Below are 18,790 nucleotides of genomic sequence, written 5' to 3' on the forward strand. Positions count from 1 at the left end.
CCATACAACTGGCAGGCGCCTGCCGGGCGTCCCGCCGGTATAAAATAGACTTGCTACGCCCTTTTGCTGCTCACCGGCGCCACGCTGCTGAGCTGCAACCACGAAAAAGACCGGGAACGGGTGGTGCACGCCCAATGCCAGCAGGTACCTGCCCCGGGCGTGTGCATGGGCGCCATTTCTAAGTACTACCACAACCCCAAAACCGGCTGCGGTGAGCAGTTTACCTGGGGCGGCTGCGGCGGCGTGGTGCCATTCCAGACTCTACAAAAGTGCCTGGACTGCGGCTGCGAGGCCAACTTGCCTAGCTGCCCGGGCCGAAATGCGGCGTAACCCGCGCATCTTGCGGACATGGCTTCCGTTATCAAGCCCCTACTCAGCCTACCGCTGCTGCTCACGCTGGCGTATTTACTGTACCTAAACGCGGTCCTGTACCAGCAGCCCGCCACGGTGGCAGTAGCCGGCCAGCGCCTGGATGCCGACGTGCTGGCGCAGTTGCGCTACCTGCGGGGGCCGCTGCACGACGGCGCGGCGCAGGATATGCAGGAGCTCTACCCCGAGGGCTTCGTGTTCTTGAACGCGCTTTACGGCCTGGCCTGGAGCGAAGTGGCGGCCGCGGTGCCGGCTGGTGATTCGCTGCACCGCCGGGCGGTGGACGAAAGCCGCTGGGCCAGCCGGCAGATAGCCTCGGAGCCGGGCCGGGTCATCTTCGACGCCGACTTACCCCTGCCCTACGGCGCGTTCTACAACGGCTGGCTTGCTTATTCGCTGGGCCGATTGCTACGCGCGCAGCACCCCGCCCAACGCCACCCGGCCGACGTGGCCCTGTTTCGGAGTACCTGCGCCCGGATAGCGGCGGGCCTAATCAGTTCCGCCGACGCCTCGCCCTTTCCCGAGTCCTACCGCGGGGCCGCCTGGCCGGCCGACGCCACCGTGTGCGCCGCTGCCCTGGCCACCTACGACCAGATCTACGGCCTGCGCTACCGGCCGCTGCTGCACCGCTGGCTGCGGCGGGTGCAGGCCCGCGTCGATACGCTGGGGCTGATACCGCACGCGGTGGACGCGCGCACCGGCCGCGTAACGGAAGGGGCCCGCGGCTCGTCGCAGAGCCTGATGCTCAGCTTGCTGCACGACATCGACCCAGCCTTTGGCCGGCGACAGTACCAGCAATACCGGCGCTACTTCGTGGACAGTCGCCTGGGGCTGCCGGGCATCCGGGAATACCCGCAGGGGCAATCCGGCTGGGGCGACGTGGATTCCGGGCCGGTGCTGCTGGGCATTGGCGGGGCAGCCTCGGTGGTGGGCCGGCGGGCCGCCCAGCAGTACGATGACACGGTGCTGGCGGCCGGGCTGCGCAACAGCCTTAGCGCCTTTGGCATGGCGCACACCCGCCGCGGCCAGCGCAGCTACTTGTTCGGCCAGCTGCCCATTGCCGACGCGTTTCTGGCCTGGACCAACGCCGTAGCGGTAAGCCCGCCCCTGCGCACGCCGGGGGGCTGGCGCGGGTGGTTTCAGCTGTTCTCGGTTGGGGTAGCCCTGGGCGTCGCCTGGCTGTATAGGCGCCAGCCACGTCGCCGGCCGCCCGTCACGCCGCCCACCGCGGCCCGCGGCGGGGAGCCGCTGCCGCGCTAGGCGCTTACTGCGGCACCTTCAGGCTGTCGGGCACCGGGGCTTCACCGCTGTTAATCTGCTCCAGCAGGTTGTCGGTGGCAATGGAATCAATGACCAGCTCCTTGCGGCGGCGCGGCCGGTCGTCTTCGCTGTAGCAGATGTACTTGCGGTTGATTTTGCCGGGATACTTGGGGAAAGGCCCGGGCGTGATGCCAAGTTCGGGGTCCTTGTAAAGCTTCTCCATGTAGGCCCCGAACACAGGCAGGGCCATGCGCCCGCCTTCGCCCTGCTCCGAGCGGAAGAAGTGGATGCTGCGGTCCTCGCCGCCGACCCACACGCCGGTGACCAGGTCTTTGGTAATGCCCATGTACCAGCCGTCGGAGTAATTCGAGGTGGTACCGGTTTTGCCACCGATCTGGTTGTCTTTCTTCCACAGGTCGTATTCCCAGAGGCCCTGCGAAGTACCGCCGGGCTCTTCCATGCCGCCGCGCAGCATGTACACCATCAGCCAGGCCGTTTCGGCCGGAATGGCCGGCTTCTGCTGCGGGTCGAATTGCTTGATGACGTTGCCGTTGCGGTCTTCAATCCGCGTCACGATCAGCGGCTCGGCCCGGAAACCGCCGTTGACGAAGGTGCTGTAGGCATTCACCATCTCGTACACGCTCACGTCGCCGGCCGAGCCCAGGCCGATGCTCGGCACGGGCAGCAGCTTGCTGCGGATGCCGACTTTATGGGCGTACTTGGCCACTTCCTCCCAGCCCACGCGCTCGGTGAGCTGAGCCGTGACGGAATTCACGGAGCGGGCCATGGCGTGGCGCAAACTCATGTTTGAGCCGGTGTATTCGCGCGTCACGTTGTCGGGCTGCCACTCCATGGGCTTGCCGTTTTCCACGTACTTGATGGTCACGCGCTGGTCGCGGATCCGGTCGCAGGGCGCGTAGCCCTTGTCGATGGCCGTCAGGTACACGAAGGGTTTGAAGGTGGAGCCGGCCTGGCGCTTGCCCTGCTTCACGTGGTCGTACTGGAAGAAGCGGTAGTCGAGGCCGCCCACCCAAGCCTTGATGTGCCCGGTGTACGGGTCCATCGACATCATGCCCGCGTGCAGGAAGTGCTTGTAGTAGGCCAGCGAATCGAGGGGCGAGAGCAACAGTGTGGTGTCGCCGTCGCCCTTCCAGGTAAACACCTTCATGGGCCGCTTGGCGTGCAGGGCCGAGTCGAGGCGGGCGGGGTTGCCCTTGTAGCGGACGGCCAGCTCCTTGTAGAGCTCGGTGCGCTTGATCTGCGTCTCGATGAAGTTCGGAATTTCGTTGCCGTCCTCGTCCACCCAGGGGTTCTTGCCGCGGTTGCGCCAGAAGTTGTCGAAGGAGCGCTGCAGGGCTTTCATGCGCTTCTGCACGGCCTCCTCGGCGTGCTCCTGCATGCGCGAATCGAGGGTGGTGTAGATTTTCAGCCCGTCGCGGTACATGTCGTAGCCGTTCTTCTCGCACCAGGCGTTGACAAACTGGCTGATGGCCGAGCGGAAGTAGTTCTCGGGGCCGTCGACGTGCTTTTCCACCTGGTACTTAAGCACGATGGGCCGGGCCTGCAGGGCCTTGGCCTCGGCGGCGGGCAGCACGCCGGCCTGCGCCATGCGCTCCAGCACCAGGTTGCGGCGCCGGGTAGAGGCTTCCGGGTGAAAGCGCGGGTTGAAGGCGGTGGGATTGTTCAGGGCCCCCACCAGCACGGCCACCTGCTCCACCGTCAGTGAGTCGGGCGACGTGCTGAAGAAGGTTTTAGCCGCCACCTTGATGCCGTAAGACTGCGAGCCGTAGTCCACGGTGTTCAAGTACATGCGTAGAATTTCGTTCTTGGTGTAGCGGCGCTCCAGCTCCACGGCCGTCAGCCACTCCTTGAGCTTCGCCACCACCGTGCCCACCACCGGCACCTTGCCCAGGGCGCCCTGCTCCTCGCGGCGGGTTTTGTAGAGGTTTTTGGCCAGCTGCTGGGTGATGGTGGAGCCGCCGCGCTTCTGCCCGCGCAGCGCCGCCGCTACCGAGCCGGCCAGTGCCTCGGGGTCGATGCCGGAGTGCTCTTCGTAGCGGATGTCCTCGGTGGCCACCAGCGCCTTGATGAGCCAGGGCGACATCTGGTTGAGCGGCACCGGGTAGCGGTTTTCGCGGTAGTAGCGGCCCAGCAGCACGCCGTCGGCGGTGTAGGCCTCGGAGGGCTGCTCCACCTTGGGGTTCTCCAGCTCCTCCAGGCTCGGCGACTTGCCGAACAGGAACATAAAGTTGGACGCCACCAGAATGGGCAGCAGAAAGAAAAAGCCTGCTACCGTCGCAAACACGGCCCAGGCCATGCGCGAGAGTCGGTTGGGCCACGTCCGTTGCGGGCGCGGCGCCTGGGGCTGGCGGGCAGTTGTTTTCGGAGCTTCAGTCGAGGGCATTGGGCGGAAGGCACCGGGCGTCAGTCACGTTCGCACGCCGGCGGAAATACAAATATACCGGTTGCGGCCGGCTGAAGCGGCGGCTACGGTGCGGAGCAGCTCTTCTGCATAGCTATGTTTGCACTAGCCGCCGAGCCTTGAGGGGCCGGCCGCAGCCGCTCCACTTTTAACTCCACTTCGCTATGACACACGCTTACCCGCTCGCTGCTGTTGGCATCCGCCGCGCCTGGCTGGGCCCGGGCCTGCTCTGGGCCGGCCTGCTGCTGGCCGCCGCCCCGCTCCGGGCCCAGTCGGTGGGCATCGGCACCACCACCCCCGATAGCAAAGCGGCCCTGGACATCAGCAGCACCGATAAAGGCCTGCTCATCCCGCGGCTGACCCAGGACCAGCGCACGGCCATGACCGGCGTGCCTACAGGCCTGATGGTGTTTCAGACCGACGGCGCCCAGCCCGGCTTCTGGTATTACTTCGGCGGGCAGTGGCTGAATCTGCCCAACAGCACCAGCGGCGACAACCTAGGCAACCACACCGCCACCCAGCCGCTCACGTTTGACAACGGCAACGGCGACAAAGTGCGGTTTGAAAGCGGAGGCCCCAACGTTTCCAAGATTGCCCACAGCACCGGCTGGAGCATCGATATGTACGCCGGTCCCGGCGTGCCCAGCGGTACGTTCCTGGGCCAGCACCGCTTTTTCACCACCGCCGGCAACGGCTACATCGAGCGGATGCGCTTGGGCGCCGACGGCAACTTGGGCCTGGGCCTCACCGCCCCCGCCGCCCGCCTCGACGTGAACGGCAGCGTGCGCGTGGTCGATGGGCTGGCCGTGGACGCCAACTCCCTAAACACCGGCCTCAACGACGCCCTGCGCCTGGGCGGCCTGAGCAGCGGCGAGGCCCTGGCCTCCAACCGGCTCGCGGGCAACACCAACCGCTTCGGGCTGGATATGTATACCAACGGCCAAGCCCGGCTGAGCATCCTCAACGGCGGCAACGTGGGCATCGGCACCCAAACGCCGGGCCAACGGCTGGAAGTCAGCGGCTCGGCCTACGTTAATGCCGAGAACAGCGGCTTCATTGCCGACGAAGGCGGGCGCCGCCGGGTGGGCCTGATGAAGTACGCCGGCCGCGAAGCCGGCCTGTGGCGGGCCGGCAACGTCGATTTTGAAATCGGACGAATCAACACCACCGACTTGGCGGCGGCCAACGGCAGCAACCAGTTCGTGACCGACCTGTACGTGGCCGGCGACGGCGCGGTGGGCGTGGGCACCACCACGCCCCAGCAGCGCCTCGACGTGAGCGGCAGCATTACGGCCAACAACCTGGTACTGCGCGACTTCAGCGCCAACAAATCGACGCTGCTGGCCATCCGCGGCAGCGACGGCCGCATCGGGCAGCCCAACACGTTCGATCTGCAAACCAACGGCTCGGTGCCCAGTGGCGGCTGGGCTGCCTGGATCGTGACCCACAACCTGGGCTTCAAACCCATGGTGATGCTCTCGATGGAGCTACTGACCGGCAACACGCTCAACAGCGTCACCTATTTCTATAAGCACGTCAACGACAACCAATTTGAGGTGTATTCCTACAGCTTGGGCTCGTCGGGACCAGTGGAGTATGTGATTCACGGGCTGATCGTCCGCTAAAGACCGCTGCAAACAGGCATGGCGGTTTATCAGAGCCTTGCGGAGCGGCCTTTCAATCTTCGGCAAAGGCCATTGGCAAAACCTTAAAGGGGACGCTGCCCCCCCCTGCCTCCGGCAGTGCTACCACTCGTTGCGAGTGGTTTAGCAGCAACTTGAGCTTTCGGAGGAATGCTTATTGAGGAGCTAGAATACGAACACGAAGAAGCCGATGCACGTGAGCAACCCCACCAGCAGCCACGCCCCGGCCGCTGCCAGCCGGGCCAGGCCCCGCAGCAGGCGCCACGGCAAGCGCCCGGCCAGGCGCCAGAGAAGATACGGGCCCAGCCAGCCCAGCACGCCCAGGCTGGTTAGCAGCAGCCCCACCATGTGGCCGCTGTGCCGGGCCGGGTTGGTCCAAAGCTCGTCTTCCAGGGCCAGACTGAGGATGGCCAGTGCCGCGCCGGCCACGGCCAGGCCCACCGACGCCCGGTAGCGGCCGGAACGCTGCTGCCACACTGCCCAAAGGTGCAACGCTGTATCGGTGCCTATGCTACTCATGCCGAGGGTGCGTAAGCGGTTAGCCGAAAGCTGGCACTGAGATAGGCGTTCCTACGGCCTTTGCCGGGGCCGCTGCCGGCCAAGCCAAGCCGCGGATGCGGATGGTGTGGGGCTGGCGCAGCATCTGGCAGGCCCGGCCCCATTCGGCGGCCACCGCGGCGCAGAAGCCCACGGGCCCCATGCCCCCGGCCCAGAGCGTGCGATTGTACCAGCACCACACCAGCCCAGCCGTCCCGATCATCAGCCCGCGGTGCGCCTGCTGACGCAGCCACCAGCCCAGGCCGCTGCGGCGGGCGCGCAGCTGGCTGAGCGTGAAGCACTGGAAGTTGATGTGCATTTCCTCGTCGCGGAGGATGCGTAGGCAGATTTGCTGCAGCAGGCCCGAGTACGTGGCGTGGTACAGCGCCCGGTAGTACACGGCGGCAATGATTTCGGCCGTGAGCAGCACGCGGATGGTGTTTTCCCAGCCGGCCCAGCGGCGCATGCGCCGAAACACGTCGTCGAGCCAGGTGTAGCGCAGGCGCGGAATGCCCTGCTGATCGAGAAACTGCCCCAGCACCTGCGCGTGTCCCTGTTCCTCGCCGATGAAGTGGCGCATGGCGGCTAGGTAGTCGGCGTCGCCCGAGGCCTTGGCGTGGTGGTGCAGATGGCGGCCCTCGGAGCTTTCGCCCCGCTGAAAGTGCTGCAGCGAGCGGCCCGCCGCGCGTTTTTCGCGGGCGGTGAGGAGGTAAGAATCATCCCAGCTCAGGTCGGCGAGGTGGGCGTGGTTGGCGCGGAAGTATGCAGCCCAGTCGGCAAAAGTCATGGCAGTAGCGGACCGCTCGGGGCGGCGGAAAGTCAGGGGTGAGAAAGCAGATGGATGGGCCGTCGTGACGTGGCGGGTTGGGCAGTCGGAAAGCAACTCTGCTCAGCCGCTAGTGCGGGTTGATGCCCAGGGCAATGAACAGGCAGACCAGCAGCACCACGCCCACGCTGAGCACGTGAACCAGCACGGCTACCGCCACCAGCAGGGTTTGGGCGGCCTGGCCGGCCCCGGGCGTGGCCCAGCCCCGGCGCGTGACCAGCAGGTACAGCAGCGCGTTGGCCGTGAACAGGCCCAGGAAGAAAACGGTCCGCTGCCAAGCCTCGGGGAAGTCATCGATGAAGCGCAGCACCAGCACCAGCAGGCCTACACCCGCCAGCAGGCCCAGGCCCCGCCGCAGCCAGGCGCCGTGCGCCGCCCGGAAAGAAGAATGATTGTTCATGGACGTTGGGAAAAAGCGTTGCGGCATGGACGTCGGAGCCCGTTCAGGGCTTGGCGGAGCGGTGGGCCAGGGCAGTCAGGTCGTGGTAAGCGGCTTGGTCGGCCCAGGTCCAGTCCTGCCAGCTGGCCTGCGCCCGGTACCGGGCCTGCCACGCGGCCACGCGCCGATCGAGCTGGCGCTGGGCTGCTTCGGGCTGCAGCTCTTCGTAGAAATAAGCGTTGTCGCCGGCCTGCGTGATGTGCGTCATCGTGTTGAGCGCGGCGCGGTGCCGCAGCAACTCGGGCAGCGCCCGGCCGGGCATGTCGAGCAGGAAGCCGAAATCAACCTGCCGGAAGCCGGAGGTGAGGTTGAAGCGCACAATCCACACTTCCCAGTTGCCCAGCGCCAGGCACAGCAGCACCAAGTAGGCGGCCACGCTGTTCAGGCGCACCAGGCTGAAGGCCGAGCGGCGCTGCCAGATCTTGAGCAGAATGGTCAGCAGGCCGAACAGGGTCAGCAGCAGGAAAAAGCAGACACCGATGCGCTTGTAGGCCAAGCCCATGCGCGAGATATAGTGGTAGTTGCGCAGGCCCACCGACACGGCCAGCACCGCGTTTTGCAGCACCCACACCGTGGCGCCCCAGCGCAGGGCGGGCAGACCGGGCTGGTAGAAATTAAGGTTGCGGCGAAAAAACCAGAGCACGATGCCCATGGCCAGCAGGATGCTGAAGATGAGCACGTAGGTGCCCTCGTGCACGAACTGGGCAAGGTTGAATCCCGTGGCCGGCCGGAAGTTGATCCAGATCCAGTTGATGTCGATGGCATTGACGACCAGCAGCAGCACGTTGACGAGGCCGAACACGGCCAGCGCGGCTAGGTATTCCTTGCGCAGATCGGCCGTGCGGAAGTCGCGGCGGCGAAAGTCAGGGTTGCGCACGGCAAAGGAAGCAACCCCGTCGCGGCGGCGGCGGATGAACTCCGGAAAGCGGGCCTCCCACTGCGCGAGGCCCGGCAACGGCACCCGCAGCAGGGCCACGGCCGTGGCGGCCAGCCCCACCAGCAGAAACAGCAGGTGCCCGAAGGAAAACAGCTCCAGCCACGCGCCTAGCCACCGGGCCAACGTGGCCCAGGCCTCGCCCACGAGGCGGCTGTACACCGGGTTGGCCACCACGAACAGCCCGTGGAACACGCCCAGTACCAGCACCGGCACCAGCAGCAGGCGGCCGTACCAGCCCACGCGGCCCATACGCGTCTGCCGCCCGGGCAGCGCCCGCACCAGCAGCGGCGGCAGCCCGGCTACCACCTGCGCCGCGGCACCCAGCCCCGTAAGCAGGGCCAGCCCGGCCAGTTTCAGGTGGGGTTGATTGGCGAAGCCCCAAAGCATCAGCACTGAGCCGGCGCAGGCCAGCGCCGCCGTAGCCGAGCCGTACCAGGCCACTGCTCCTACCGAGAGTAGCGCCCCCAGCAGCGCGAGGCGAAAGTAGCCGGAACGCCACGCGGCCCGCGGCTGCCCGGCCAGCAGCGCGGCCACAGCCAGCAACGTGTAGATGGCCAGGTTCAGCCCCAGCCCCTGCTGCCAGAACAGTACGTCGAAGGCCACGACGCCCAACGGCAGCAGCCATTTCTGGGTGGCAGTCAGCACCAGCCGGGCCGGGCGCCAGATGGGCGGGGCCAGGTGGCTATTGGTTTGCAGACGCGTCGTGGCGGTGGAAGTGAACAAGGGCAGAGCTTGCATGAATTAAAGTACTTTGTATTTCAAAGTTCAAGAACGGTTAACGTTGCCCAGCGAGGTGCAGATCATACGCTTTAGAAGTGAAAATCCCCCGACGTAGGCGCTGTCAATAGCTGCCAGACGGCCACCGCCCCCAGGCCCAGCAGGGCTTGTCCCAGCAGACTCAGCAGCAACACCACGCCTAATCGGGTACTGAAACGACGGCGCAGCCCGACAGCCAATGGCCAACTGACCAGCTTCAGCATCAATACCAGCCCTGCCAACGGCAGCAGGAACAGCCCACCCATCAGCAGGGCCGCCAGCCGGGCGTCGGACGTGCCGGCGGCTACTGCCAGCCACATCATCCAGCCCAGCGGCGTGCCCCCCAGGATGCACACGAACCGGCCGAAGGCGGCATCGGCGGAAAGGGGTGCGCCGACACGCTGCCGTGCCCAGGCGGGGGAAGTCTCGTAGCGCAGAATACTCATTTGTAAAGAACTTTGCATTTCAAAGTCTAACCGCAAAAAAATATCAGCCGTCGCGGCGCAGCAGCTTTTCCAGCGTGTCGAGGTGGTCCTGAAACGCTTGGCGGCCTTCCTTGGTGGCGGTGAAGGTGGTGTTGGGCTTCTTGCCGATGAACTGCTTGTTGACCTGCACGTAGCCCGCCTTTTCCAGCGCGGCGGCGTGGCTGGCCAAGTTGCCGTCGGTCAGGTCCAGGGTTTCCTTCAGGTCGCCAAAGCTTACTTCCTCGTTGGCCATGAGCACGGCCATCACGCCCAGCCGCACGCGGTGGTCAAAGGCCTTGTTGAGCTGATGGATGGCGTGCTTCACGGAAGGGACAGACGCCGCCGGCGATGCGGCAGCAGCGGGAAAAGCGGACGGAGAAACCGGACGCTCCGCACGGGAGCAGTCGGGCGGGGCGCGGAGTTTAGGTGGTCGGGGCCGGGTGGCGCTGCCGCTCGTAGCGGTTGTACATCAGCAGCCCGTAGCCGATATGGCAAAGGCCAAACCCAAGGGCAAAGAACAGAAAGGCGTAGCTGGGCAGCAAGCTTGCCACCAAACCCAGGGCTATTTCGGAGATACCCAGCAGTTTAATTTCGTCGAGGGTGTACTTGCTGGCGTTGAGCAGGGCCAGGCCGTAGAAGAGCAGCATGGCCGGCACCACCAGCCCGGCCGCCCCGCGCAGGTACAGCTGCAGGCAGAACAGGCCGCCGGCCACCAGCGGCACGGCCATGCTCCAGAACAGGCGGCGCACCACCGGGTCCCACAGGGAGCGGCCTTCCGTGCGCGAGCGGCGCTGCGTGAAGTAAATCGCCACGGTGCCCGCCAGCAGGATAATGCCCAACGCCAGCCCCAGCAGAAACGGCAGCGTGGACAGCCGCGTGGCCTCGGAGCCTTCCATCAGCTCCACAAAGCCCAGCTGCCCGGCTTGGCGGCCGTAAGGCGACTGGGCGGCCGCCGGAGCGCCGAACTGTGTGCTCAGGTACCAGTGCCCAAACGCGGCCCCGGCCAACGCCACCACCCCCGCCCCTACCCCCGAGAGGCCGCTCAGGGAAATAAACCGCGAGGAACGCTCCATGATGGTGCGGATTTCGGCGAGCTGAGCTAAGGGGTCGACGGCTGGCTTCATACTTTCAGAGCACTTTGTATGGCAAAGCTAGGTAAAGAGTTCAGCTTTCCAACTTCCTTCCATACTATTTATTCTGCGGGGGCGGCTTTGCGGCCCGCCGTCGTGCCCGCAACGAGGTATCCGCGGCGCGGCCACGAAAGCCGCCCGGCGCGTACCTTGGCCGCATGAAGCTTCGCTTGCACCTGTTTGAGTTCGAGGATCAGCCCTGGTTTCCCAACGCGGTGCGGGCCGGCATGATGGACTACCTGCGCTTCATGATTACGCACCTGCATACGTACCGCCCCATCGCGCCGCTGCTGGCCGAAGGACTGCGCCGCACGGGCCAGACGCAGGTGCTGGAGTTGTGCGCCGGGGCGGGCGGTGGCACTACCGACGTGCTGCAGGCGCTGCGCGCCGAGCACCTGCCTGCAGCGCGCATCACCCTCACCGACCTGTACCCCCAGCCTGCCGCCTGGCGCCACCTGCAGGCCCAGACCGGCGGAGCCATCGGTTTTGACCCAGCATCCGTCGATGCCCTGCGGGTGCCGGCCGAGCTGCCGGGCTTCCGGGCGGTGTTTTCGGCGTTTCATCACTTCCGGCCCGCTGCGGCCGAGGTACTGCTGCGCGACGCGGTGCGGGCGGGCACCGGCATTGGCGTATTCGAAGGCGCGGGCAAGCATTGGCTGGAGTTGCTGCTGGCCGTGACGCTGATGCCCGTACTGTTGCTGCTGATCATGCCCTTTGTGCGGCCGTTTAGCCTGAGCCGCCTGTTCTTTACCTACCTCGTGCCGCTGATTCCGCTGTGCACCATCTGGGACGGCATGGTGTCCATCCTGCGCATGTACCCGCCTGAGCAGCTGCTGGCCCTGGCCCGCCGCGCCGACCCCGAGGGCCGCTACGCGTGGCAGGCCGGCAAGGTGCGGCACGCTTGGGGGCCGGAAGTATGCTACCTCGTCGGCTGGCCGAAGGACCAATGAGCAATGAATAACCGAAGGAAGGCGTAGCCAATGAGCGATAAAGCGCGGTAGAATCGGTTTCTTGCCTCGCTTAATTTCGACTGGTCGTTTTGCCTGTCCCGATTCCGCCACGCCGGTCCACCTGCTCACCTTTTATTGCTGATTGTTCATTGCTCATTGATTCTTACAAAAAGGCGTTGCCGCTGCTGCGCATTCCCTTTTCGGTATACCTGATGCCGGTATACTGGTTTGCGCTGAGCGCGCTGCGCGGCCCGTTTTCACCGGGCAAGGCGGTGGGGGTGTTTATCGTACTGCACGTGCTGGCCTACCCGGCGTCCAATGGGTATAATTCCTGGTTCGACCGCGACGAGGACAGCATCGGCGGCCTGGAGCGCCCGCCCCAGGTAACGCCGGAGCTGTGGCAGCTGGTGGTGCTGTTCGACGGGCTGGCCATCTTCGGCGGCTTGCTCGTTTCCCTGCCCTTCGGCCTGCTGCTTACGGTGTACTTGCTCATTTCCAAGGCCTATAGCTACGACCGGATCCGGCTCAAAAAGTATCCATTCACCAGTACCCTCGTGGTAGTCGTGTTTCAAGGCGCCTTCACGTTTCTGATGACGCAGGTGGGCGCCGGCGCTGCCTGGGCCGAGATCCGCAGTCCGGACAACCTGCTGCTGGCACTGGTAAGCAGCCTCTTTCTGGCCGGCTCCTACCCACTCACGCAGGTGTACCAGCACCAGGAAGACCGCCGCCGCGGCGACCAGACCCTGAGCCTGCTGCTGGGCGTGCGCGGCACCTTCGTGTTTGCCGGGCTGGGCCTGCTAGCTGGCGCCCTGGTGCTGGGCTACGGCCTGCTGCTGCGCCAGGAGCCGGCTTTTCTGGCCGTCTTTGGAGTGGCCACGCTGCCGGTGGTGGCGCTGTTTGCGCGCTGGGCATGGCAGGTGTGGCACGACCCCGCCGCGGCCGACTTCCGCCGCACCATGCGCATGAATCAGGTGTCCTCGCTCTGCCTGAGCGCGGCCTTTCTGCTGATGCTGGCGCTGCGCCACGGCGCGTTCGGCGGGCACCTCACCAACGTACTGCCGCCCCAGGCCGTACAAACTGCCTATGCTAACCCGCCGCTTTGCCCCCGCCCTGTTGATGGCCGCGCTGCTTGCGGCCTGCTCCTCGCCCTCGGCCGATAGCCCGGCCGGCACCGCCGCCACGGCTACCACGGCCGCCGACGCACCCGCCCTGGAGCCGCTGGACACCACCGCGGCCTCGGCCGCGCACGCCACGTCCGACACGCTTAAAGCCGTGCGCACGCGCCACCTGTTCTCCTCGCCTTCTGCCCCCGATCTGTTTCAGCTGGTGCTGCGCGGCGACTCCCTGCTCGGCAGCGAAGCCACGTTCACCATCACCGCAGCCGACGGCACTGTCATCTTCCGCGAAGCCCTCAGCTCGGCCGACCTGGAGGCCTCGATGGTGTACGAAATGACCAAGCCCGGCGCCACGCGGCAGGAGCGAGAAGCGTACGTGCGGCGCCGTATGGATGAATTCTTCGCCGCCAAAAACTTCCGTAAGCCCGCCATCGGCCCCAAAGACGTGTTCCAATCCGGAACCGTGGAGCGCGCTGTGTGGGACGACCTGCGCCAGCGCCCCGATGCAGTCAGCTTTCAGTACCTGGTGGGCAAGGAAGACAGCCGCCGCATTGCCTGGTCGCCGCTGCGCAAGCAGGTAGTGCGCATCGGCCGTTTCGGGGGCTGATAGCACCCGCGTAAAAGACCGAGGCCGGCGCCCGGACATCCCAATCGGGAGTTCCGAGTGCCGGCCTCAGCCGTAGCTGCTGGGCCGCAGTTATTCTGGGGCGGCGGTATCGCGCAGCAACTGCTCCAGGCCGGCTTTCAGCTGCTCGTAGGGCTGATAGCCCCGACTGAGCACGTAGCCCTGCTGCCCGTGGGCGAAGATGAGCGTGGGAAAGCCCTGCACGCCCAGCCGCTGCACCACCTCAAACTCGTGCTGTGTAGCCTGTCGGGCGGCGTCGCTGTCCCACCAGCGCAGGAATTCCTCGGGGTCGAGGCTGAACTGCCGGGCTAGCGCCGCGTAGGTTTCCGGCGCGTTCAGGTCCTGCCCGTCGGCAAAATGGGCGTGCTGCAGGGCGTGGGCGAAGGCGGCTTCGCGGTGGAGCGGGTCCAGCTGCTTGAACGCCTGCAGGGCGCGGCTCGGCGGCTCCGAATCGTTGAGGTAGCTGCCCTCCTGGCCCAGCTGCCGGAAAGCTTCGCCAAACGGCACGCCGGTTACCTGCGCCACCTGCTCGGAGGCTTGGCTGACGTAGTCCCACACCTGCCGGATGGGGCCGACTTCAGCGCCGGTAATCATGCCGCCGCTGAGTACCGTCACGGGCACCCGCTCGGCAAACTCATCGGCCAGGCGCTGCACCACCGGGCTGGTGCCGTAGCACCAGCCGCACAGCGGGTCGAAAATGTACAATAGCTGCCGCTCGGGGCTGGAAGAAGGGGTGCTCATGCTGCAAAGGTGGCCTCAGCGGCTCTATAGTCCCAAGCGCAACCGCCGGGATGCAGGTAAGGTTGCCATGGCGTCGCTTGCGCCTGACAGCACAACGCCGCCCGCCACAGCAGTGACGGGCGGCGTAGCCGAACTGCAAACTATGGGCTCGTTAGCCGTTCATCGACACCAGGAACTCCAGGTTGTCGCGGGTACCTTTCATGCGGTCCTTGAGGAACTCCATGGCCTCCGTGGCCGACATATCCGACATAAACTTGCGCAGCACCCAGGTGCGGCTCAGCTCGTCTTTGCCCATCAGCAGGTCTTCGCGGCGGGTGCCCGAAGCCGGTACGTCGATGGCCGGGAAGATGCGCTTGTTGGCCAGCTTGCGGTCCAGCTGCAGTTCCATGTTGCCGGTGCCTTTGAATTCCTCGAAGATAACCTCGTCCATCTTCGAGCCCGTGTCAATCAGCGCGGTGGCAATGATGGTCAGCGAACCGCCATTCTCCACGTTGCGGGCTGCCCCGAAGAAGCGCTTCGGCTTCTGCAGCGCGCCGGCGTCGATACCGCCCGAGAGGATGCGGCTGGAGGAGGGCTGCACCGTGTTATACGCGCGGGCCAGACGGGTGATGGAGTCGAGCAGAATCACCACATCGTGGCCGCACTCCACCAAGCGCTTGGCCTTGTCGAGTGCCATACCGGCGATTTTCACGTGGCGGTCGGCTGTTTCGTCGAAAGTCGAGCTGAGCACTTCGGCTTTCACCGTGCGCTGCATCTCGGTTACTTCCTCGGGGCGTTCGTCGATGAGCAAAATCATCAGGTACACCTCAGGATGGTTTTCGGCGATGGAATTGGCAATTTCCTGCAGCAGCACCGTTTTACCGGTCTTGGGCTGGGCCACGATCAGGCCGCGCTGGCCTTTGCCGATGGGGGCAAACAGGTCCAGGATGCGGGTGCTGAGCTGGTTCGGGGTAGTCGTCAGCTTCAGGCGCTCATCGGCGAAGAGCGGGGTGAGGTGCGAGAAGGAAATCCGGTCGCGCACGTCTTCCACCGAGCGGCCGTTGATAGTTTCCACCGACACCAGCGCGTAGTACTTCTCCCCTTCCTTGGGGGGGCGCACCGTGCATTTCACCGTGTCGCCGGCCTTCAGCGAGTACTGCTTCACCTGCTGCGGCGACACGTAGATGTCGTCGGGCGAGGCGAGGTAGTTGTAGTAGGGCGAGCGGAGGAAGCCGTAGCCGCCGTCCGGCATCATTTCCAGAGCGCCTTCGCTCGGAATGGTGATTTCCAGCGACTCCACGCGCGGCGGCTGCGGCTGGCGCTGTTGCTGCTGGCCCGGCTCCCCGGCGGGGCGCTGCTGGCCCGGCTGGCGGCCTTCGCGGTTGAATCGGTCGTCGCCGCGGCGCGGCTCGTCGCGGCGCAGTTCGCCCTGGCGGGGCTCATCCCGGCGCATTTCCTCGCGGCGCGGCTCATCCCCGCGGCGGGGCTCGTCGCGACGCAGGTCGCGCGGCTCGCGGCCTTCCCGGTTTTCGCGGGGCTCCCGCTGCTCGCGGCCCTCGCGCAGTTCCCGCTCGTCGCGGGGCGGCTGTGGCACGATGATGCGGGCGGGTTGCTGGGGTTGTTCCTGGCCAGCCGGGCGGGCCGGAGCCTGCGGCGCGGGGGGCAAGGGCGGGCGCGGTTCGCCGCTCCGCTCCCGGGGAGCATCCCGGCGGTAATCGGCCGGGCGAATTTCGCGCGGCTCGCGGCCGGGCTGCGGCACCACGAAGCGCACCGGGCGGTTTTCACGCGGCGCTTCCTCGGCGGGGCGCGGGGCGGCGGGCGCAGCCACAGGTGGTGCTACGGCTTCCTGCACGGCGGCCGGCAGTTCGGCAGCCGGTTGTTCTACTACCGGAACATCTACGGCCTCGGTGGCCGCGGGCGCAACGCCGTTGCGGCCGCCACGGGGCGGGCGCTGCACGCCGCGCGGCGTGCGGCCATTGGCGGCGGGTGCCGCCACAGTAGCCTCCATCACTGGAGCCGCTTCTGCCACGACAGGCTCCACCACGGGAGCTTCGGCCGCAGCAGCAGCAGCTTTGGCAACGGCGCCGTTGCGGCCACCGCGGGCCGGACGCTCGGCCCGGGGGGCTGGAGCAGCCGGCGGGGCATCTACCGTAGCCGGGGCTTCTCCTTCAACCGAATCACGCTTGCTGGGCAGCTTATCAAGCGGCGTCACGGCTTGCTGGTCCAGTATCTTATAAATCAGGTCCTGCTTGCTTAGGCGGCGGAAATTACCCACGTTAAGGGATTCAGCAATTTCCTTCAGCTCGGACAGCAACCGGTCCTTGAGCTCGTCAATAGTGTACATATAAAGGTACGGGGAGAGGGAAAATCGGGGTGGAGATGCCCGGCAACGGCCGCCGTGACCCGCTTACGCGAGCCGCCACGGCACACGACCCAACGGGAAAGCAGCGCAAACGCGCGGGCAGAAGTGGCAGAGAACAGCTGGAGTGCGCGGGCGCCGGAACAAGAGCAAAATCGGGGGTCGGGGCGCTGCGCCCAGGGGGCGCGGCCCGGCATCTGGCGCCGGCTTGCTTCCGCAATGTTACGCAATACGCCCAAAAGCCCCAATAGGATACAGCTTTTTTATGGCCTTGCTCGTGCATTTAACTATTCACAGAAGGCTATGGTTCAAGCCGGTGCTACAGGCCGCCGCCGGTCAATCCGGGGTTATCCGTAATTTGGCTGATTATTCCGCTGATTGTATGAAATTCCTCCGTTTTACGGCGTTGGCCCTCGGCTTACTCACCGGCTGCAAGGACAACCCGCCGCCCGCTCCGACCACCCCCACGCCCACCTACACCACTGCCGTTGAGGTGACGGTGGACAACGCCCCGCCCTACGATTTGCTGCAGGCCTACGTGTCAGCCTCCAACTACGACCAGCGCTTGGCGTCCCTGCAGATCGTTGGCAAACTCTACAACAACCGTGAGTTGCGGCTTTCCTTTCAACAAAGCACTCCCACGGTGGGGGCCAACATTACGGATGCCGTGACGGCTACGCTGGACGGTGTGCGGGCCTCGCAGGCCAGCGGGCAAACCCAGCGTGACCCCACCAACAGCGTGAGCGGCACCTTCGACTGCACCTTTCCCAACGGGACCACCGTCAGCGGGCGGCTTCGCGGCGTGAAGCTGCGCTAGCCGACGGGGCCGCATTCGCTGGGTGGCTGCCGCGATTTGCACGGTCTTTCGCTCCCCGTTGAGCCGGGGCAAAATGTCTACTTTTGCCGCCGACTCATTGTGTTTTGACTGCGTTATGCTGCAAGTTTCCGTTCTGAAGGAGCAAACCGACCGCGTGCTGGCCGGCTTAGCGAAAAGGAATTTCCCCCACGCCGACGCCGAGGTGCAGCGCATCCTGGGCCTAGACCAGCGCCGCCGCCAGCTGCAAACCGAACACGACTCGGCCCAGGCCGAGGCCAACAAGCTGGCCCAGCAGATCGGGGGCCTGATGAAAAGCGGCGACAAAGCCGGCGCCGAGACGCTCAAGGTTCGTACCGCCGAGCTTAAGCAGCAAACCAAAACCGCCGCCGAGGAGCTGACCCAGGTGGAAAAAGAGCTGCAGGACGCGCTGTACCGCTTGCCGAACGTGCCGCACGCAAGCGTGCCCGCCGGTCGCTCGGCCGACGACAACGAAGTGGTGCGCGAGGTTGGGGAAAAGCCCGAACTGCCGGCCGGTGCTCAGCCGCACTGGGAGCTGATTAAGCAGCTCGACATCATCGATTTCGAGTTGGGCAACAAGATTACCGGCGCCGGCTTCCCGGTGTACAAGGGCCAGGGTGCCCGCCTGCAGCGCGCCCTCATCAACTTCTTCCTCGACGAGGCCCTGGCCGCCGGCTACACCGAGATTCAGCCGCCCATCCTCATCAACGAGGCTTCGGGCTACGGCACCGGCCAGCTGCCCGACAAGGAGGGCCAGATGTACCACGCCACCGCCGACGACCTGTACCTGATTCCGACGGCCGAGGTGCCCATCACCAACCTCTACCGCGACGAAATCATCCCCACGGAGCGCCTGCCCATCCGCAACGCCGGCTACACGCCCTGCTTCCGCCGCGAAGCCGGCTCCTGGGGAGCCCACGTGCGCGGCCTGAACCGCCTGCATCAGTTCGACAAGGTGGAAATCGTGCAGATTGCCAAGCCGGAGGACAGCTACGCCGCTCTCGACGGCATGGTGGCCCACATCGAAGGGCTCTTGCGGCAGTTGGGCCTGCCCTACCGCGTGCTGCGCCTGTGCGGCGGCGACATGGGCTTCACTTCGGCCCTGACTTTCGACCTGGAAGTGTGGTCGGCGGCCCAGCAGCGCTGGCTGGAAGTTAGCTCGGCCTCGAACTTCGAGACTTACCAGGCCAACCGCCTGAAGCTGCGCTACCGCGACGAGAACAACAAAACGCAGCTGCTGCACACGCTCAACGGCTCGGCGCTGGCCCTGCCGCGCATCGTGGCGGCGCTGCTGGAAAACAATCAGCAGCCCGACGGCACCATCAAGCTGCCCGAGGTGCTGCACCGCTACTGCGGCTTCACGCAGCTGGGGTAATCACTCGGCTTAGACAGAAAAGGCCCGT

General features: G+C 65.8%; 18 protein-coding genes. 8 read left to right on the top strand and 10 right to left on the bottom strand.

Annotated elements, in window-relative coordinates; all coding sequences use genetic code 11:
- The first annotated feature begins 63 nt into the window (after nt 1-63).
- A complete protein-coding gene (locus ACYVKQ_RS14880) occupies nt 64-330 on the top strand; it encodes a BPTI/Kunitz domain-containing protein (protein WP_460676147.1) in 267 nt (88 codons plus the stop codon).
- Between the two features lie 18 nt (nt 331-348).
- Nucleotides 349-1,629: a hypothetical protein gene (locus tag ACYVKQ_RS14885; protein WP_460676148.1), complete on the top strand. Its 1,281-nt coding sequence runs from the start codon at nt 349-351 to the stop codon at nt 1,627-1,629.
- Nucleotides 1,630-1,633: 4 nt separating this feature from the next.
- Here the strand turns inward: ACYVKQ_RS14885 and ACYVKQ_RS14890 are convergent, their stop codons facing one another.
- Nucleotides 1,634-4,033 carry a transglycosylase domain-containing protein gene (locus ACYVKQ_RS14890; RefSeq protein ID WP_460676149.1) on the bottom strand — a complete coding sequence of 800 codons (2,400 nt, stop codon included), beginning with the start codon at nt 4,031-4,033 and terminating at the stop codon, nt 1,634-1,636.
- Between the two features lie 182 nt (nt 4,034-4,215).
- Here ACYVKQ_RS14890 and ACYVKQ_RS14895 point away from each other — a divergent pair, with 182 nt between their 5' ends.
- Nucleotides 4,216-5,676 (top strand): hypothetical protein, encoded by a 1,461-nt coding sequence (locus ACYVKQ_RS14895; protein WP_460676150.1) that lies wholly within the window; start codon nt 4,216-4,218, stop codon nt 5,674-5,676.
- A 183-nt stretch (nt 5,677-5,859) separates the two neighbouring features.
- On the opposite strand, the gene ACYVKQ_RS14900 is transcribed toward ACYVKQ_RS14895, so the two are convergent.
- The 7 genes from ACYVKQ_RS14900 to ACYVKQ_RS14930 all read right to left on the bottom strand — a co-directional run bounded on the left by ACYVKQ_RS14900 (nt 5,860) and on the right by ACYVKQ_RS14930 (nt 10,777).
- Nucleotides 5,860-6,213 carry a hypothetical protein gene (locus ACYVKQ_RS14900; RefSeq protein ID WP_460676151.1) on the bottom strand — a complete coding sequence of 118 codons (354 nt, stop codon included), beginning with the start codon at nt 6,211-6,213 and terminating at the stop codon, nt 5,860-5,862.
- Between the two features lie 19 nt (nt 6,214-6,232).
- A complete protein-coding gene (locus ACYVKQ_RS14905; RefSeq protein ID WP_460676152.1) occupies nt 6,233-7,018 on the bottom strand; it encodes a ferritin-like domain-containing protein in 786 nt (261 codons plus the stop codon).
- Nucleotides 7,019-7,127: 109 nt separating this feature from the next.
- Nucleotides 7,128-7,457 (bottom strand): hypothetical protein, encoded by a 330-nt coding sequence (locus tag ACYVKQ_RS14910; protein ID WP_460676153.1) that lies wholly within the window; start codon nt 7,455-7,457, stop codon nt 7,128-7,130.
- Nucleotides 7,458-7,500: 43 nt separating this feature from the next.
- Complete coding sequence (locus ACYVKQ_RS14915) at nt 7,501-9,156, bottom strand: DUF4153 domain-containing protein (RefSeq protein WP_460676154.1); 1,656 nt, start codon at nt 9,154-9,156, stop codon at nt 7,501-7,503.
- 86 nt (nt 9,157-9,242) lie between these two features.
- The gene (locus ACYVKQ_RS14920; RefSeq protein WP_460676155.1) at nt 9,243-9,635 is read right to left on the bottom strand and encodes a hypothetical protein; all 393 of its coding nucleotides are present in this window, start codon (nt 9,633-9,635) and stop codon (nt 9,243-9,245) included.
- A gap of 43 nt (nt 9,636-9,678) precedes the next feature.
- Nucleotides 9,679-9,978, bottom strand: coding sequence for a winged helix-turn-helix domain-containing protein (locus tag ACYVKQ_RS14925; RefSeq protein ID WP_126693283.1), 300 nt, complete (start codon nt 9,976-9,978; stop codon nt 9,679-9,681).
- Between the two features lie 97 nt (nt 9,979-10,075).
- Nucleotides 10,076-10,777, bottom strand: coding sequence for a hypothetical protein (locus tag ACYVKQ_RS14930; RefSeq protein ID WP_460676156.1), 702 nt, complete (start codon nt 10,775-10,777; stop codon nt 10,076-10,078).
- A gap of 164 nt (nt 10,778-10,941) precedes the next feature.
- Here ACYVKQ_RS14930 and ACYVKQ_RS14935 point away from each other — a divergent pair, with 164 nt between their 5' ends.
- The 3 genes from ACYVKQ_RS14935 to ACYVKQ_RS14945 all read left to right on the top strand — a co-directional run bounded on the left by ACYVKQ_RS14935 (nt 10,942) and on the right by ACYVKQ_RS14945 (nt 13,455).
- The gene (locus ACYVKQ_RS14935) at nt 10,942-11,733 is read left to right on the top strand and encodes a class I SAM-dependent methyltransferase (protein ID WP_460676157.1); all 792 of its coding nucleotides are present in this window, start codon (nt 10,942-10,944) and stop codon (nt 11,731-11,733) included.
- 149 nt (nt 11,734-11,882) lie between these two features.
- Complete coding sequence (locus ACYVKQ_RS14940) at nt 11,883-12,893, top strand: UbiA family prenyltransferase (protein WP_460676158.1); 1,011 nt, start codon at nt 11,883-11,885, stop codon at nt 12,891-12,893.
- On the top strand, nt 12,850-13,455 hold the full coding sequence (locus tag ACYVKQ_RS14945; RefSeq protein WP_460676159.1) for a hypothetical protein: 606 nt from the start codon (nt 12,850-12,852) through the stop codon (nt 13,453-13,455). The genes ACYVKQ_RS14940 and ACYVKQ_RS14945 overlap by 44 nt, the downstream gene beginning before the upstream one ends.
- A 90-nt stretch (nt 13,456-13,545) precedes the next feature.
- Here ACYVKQ_RS14945 and ACYVKQ_RS14950 read toward each other — a convergent pair whose 3' ends face one another.
- Complete coding sequence (locus ACYVKQ_RS14950) at nt 13,546-14,214, bottom strand: DsbA family protein (protein ID WP_460676160.1); 669 nt, start codon at nt 14,212-14,214, stop codon at nt 13,546-13,548.
- A 151-nt stretch (nt 14,215-14,365) separates the two neighbouring features.
- Complete coding sequence (rho, locus tag ACYVKQ_RS14955; protein WP_460676161.1) at nt 14,366-16,537, bottom strand: transcription termination factor Rho; 2,172 nt, start codon at nt 16,535-16,537, stop codon at nt 14,366-14,368.
- Nucleotides 16,538-16,934: 397 nt separating this feature from the next.
- Between rho and ACYVKQ_RS14960 the strand changes: the two genes are divergently transcribed.
- Together ACYVKQ_RS14960 and serS are read left to right on the top strand one after the other, a co-directional pair.
- The gene (locus ACYVKQ_RS14960; protein WP_460676162.1) at nt 16,935-17,369 is read left to right on the top strand and encodes a hypothetical protein; all 435 of its coding nucleotides are present in this window, start codon (nt 16,935-16,937) and stop codon (nt 17,367-17,369) included.
- 115 nt (nt 17,370-17,484) lie between these two features.
- Complete coding sequence (gene serS, locus ACYVKQ_RS14965) at nt 17,485-18,762, top strand: serine--tRNA ligase (RefSeq protein ID WP_460676163.1); 1,278 nt, start codon at nt 17,485-17,487, stop codon at nt 18,760-18,762.
- The last annotated feature ends 28 nt before the right edge of the window (nt 18,763-18,790 follow it).

The organism is Hymenobacter coalescens (assembly GCF_054783195.1).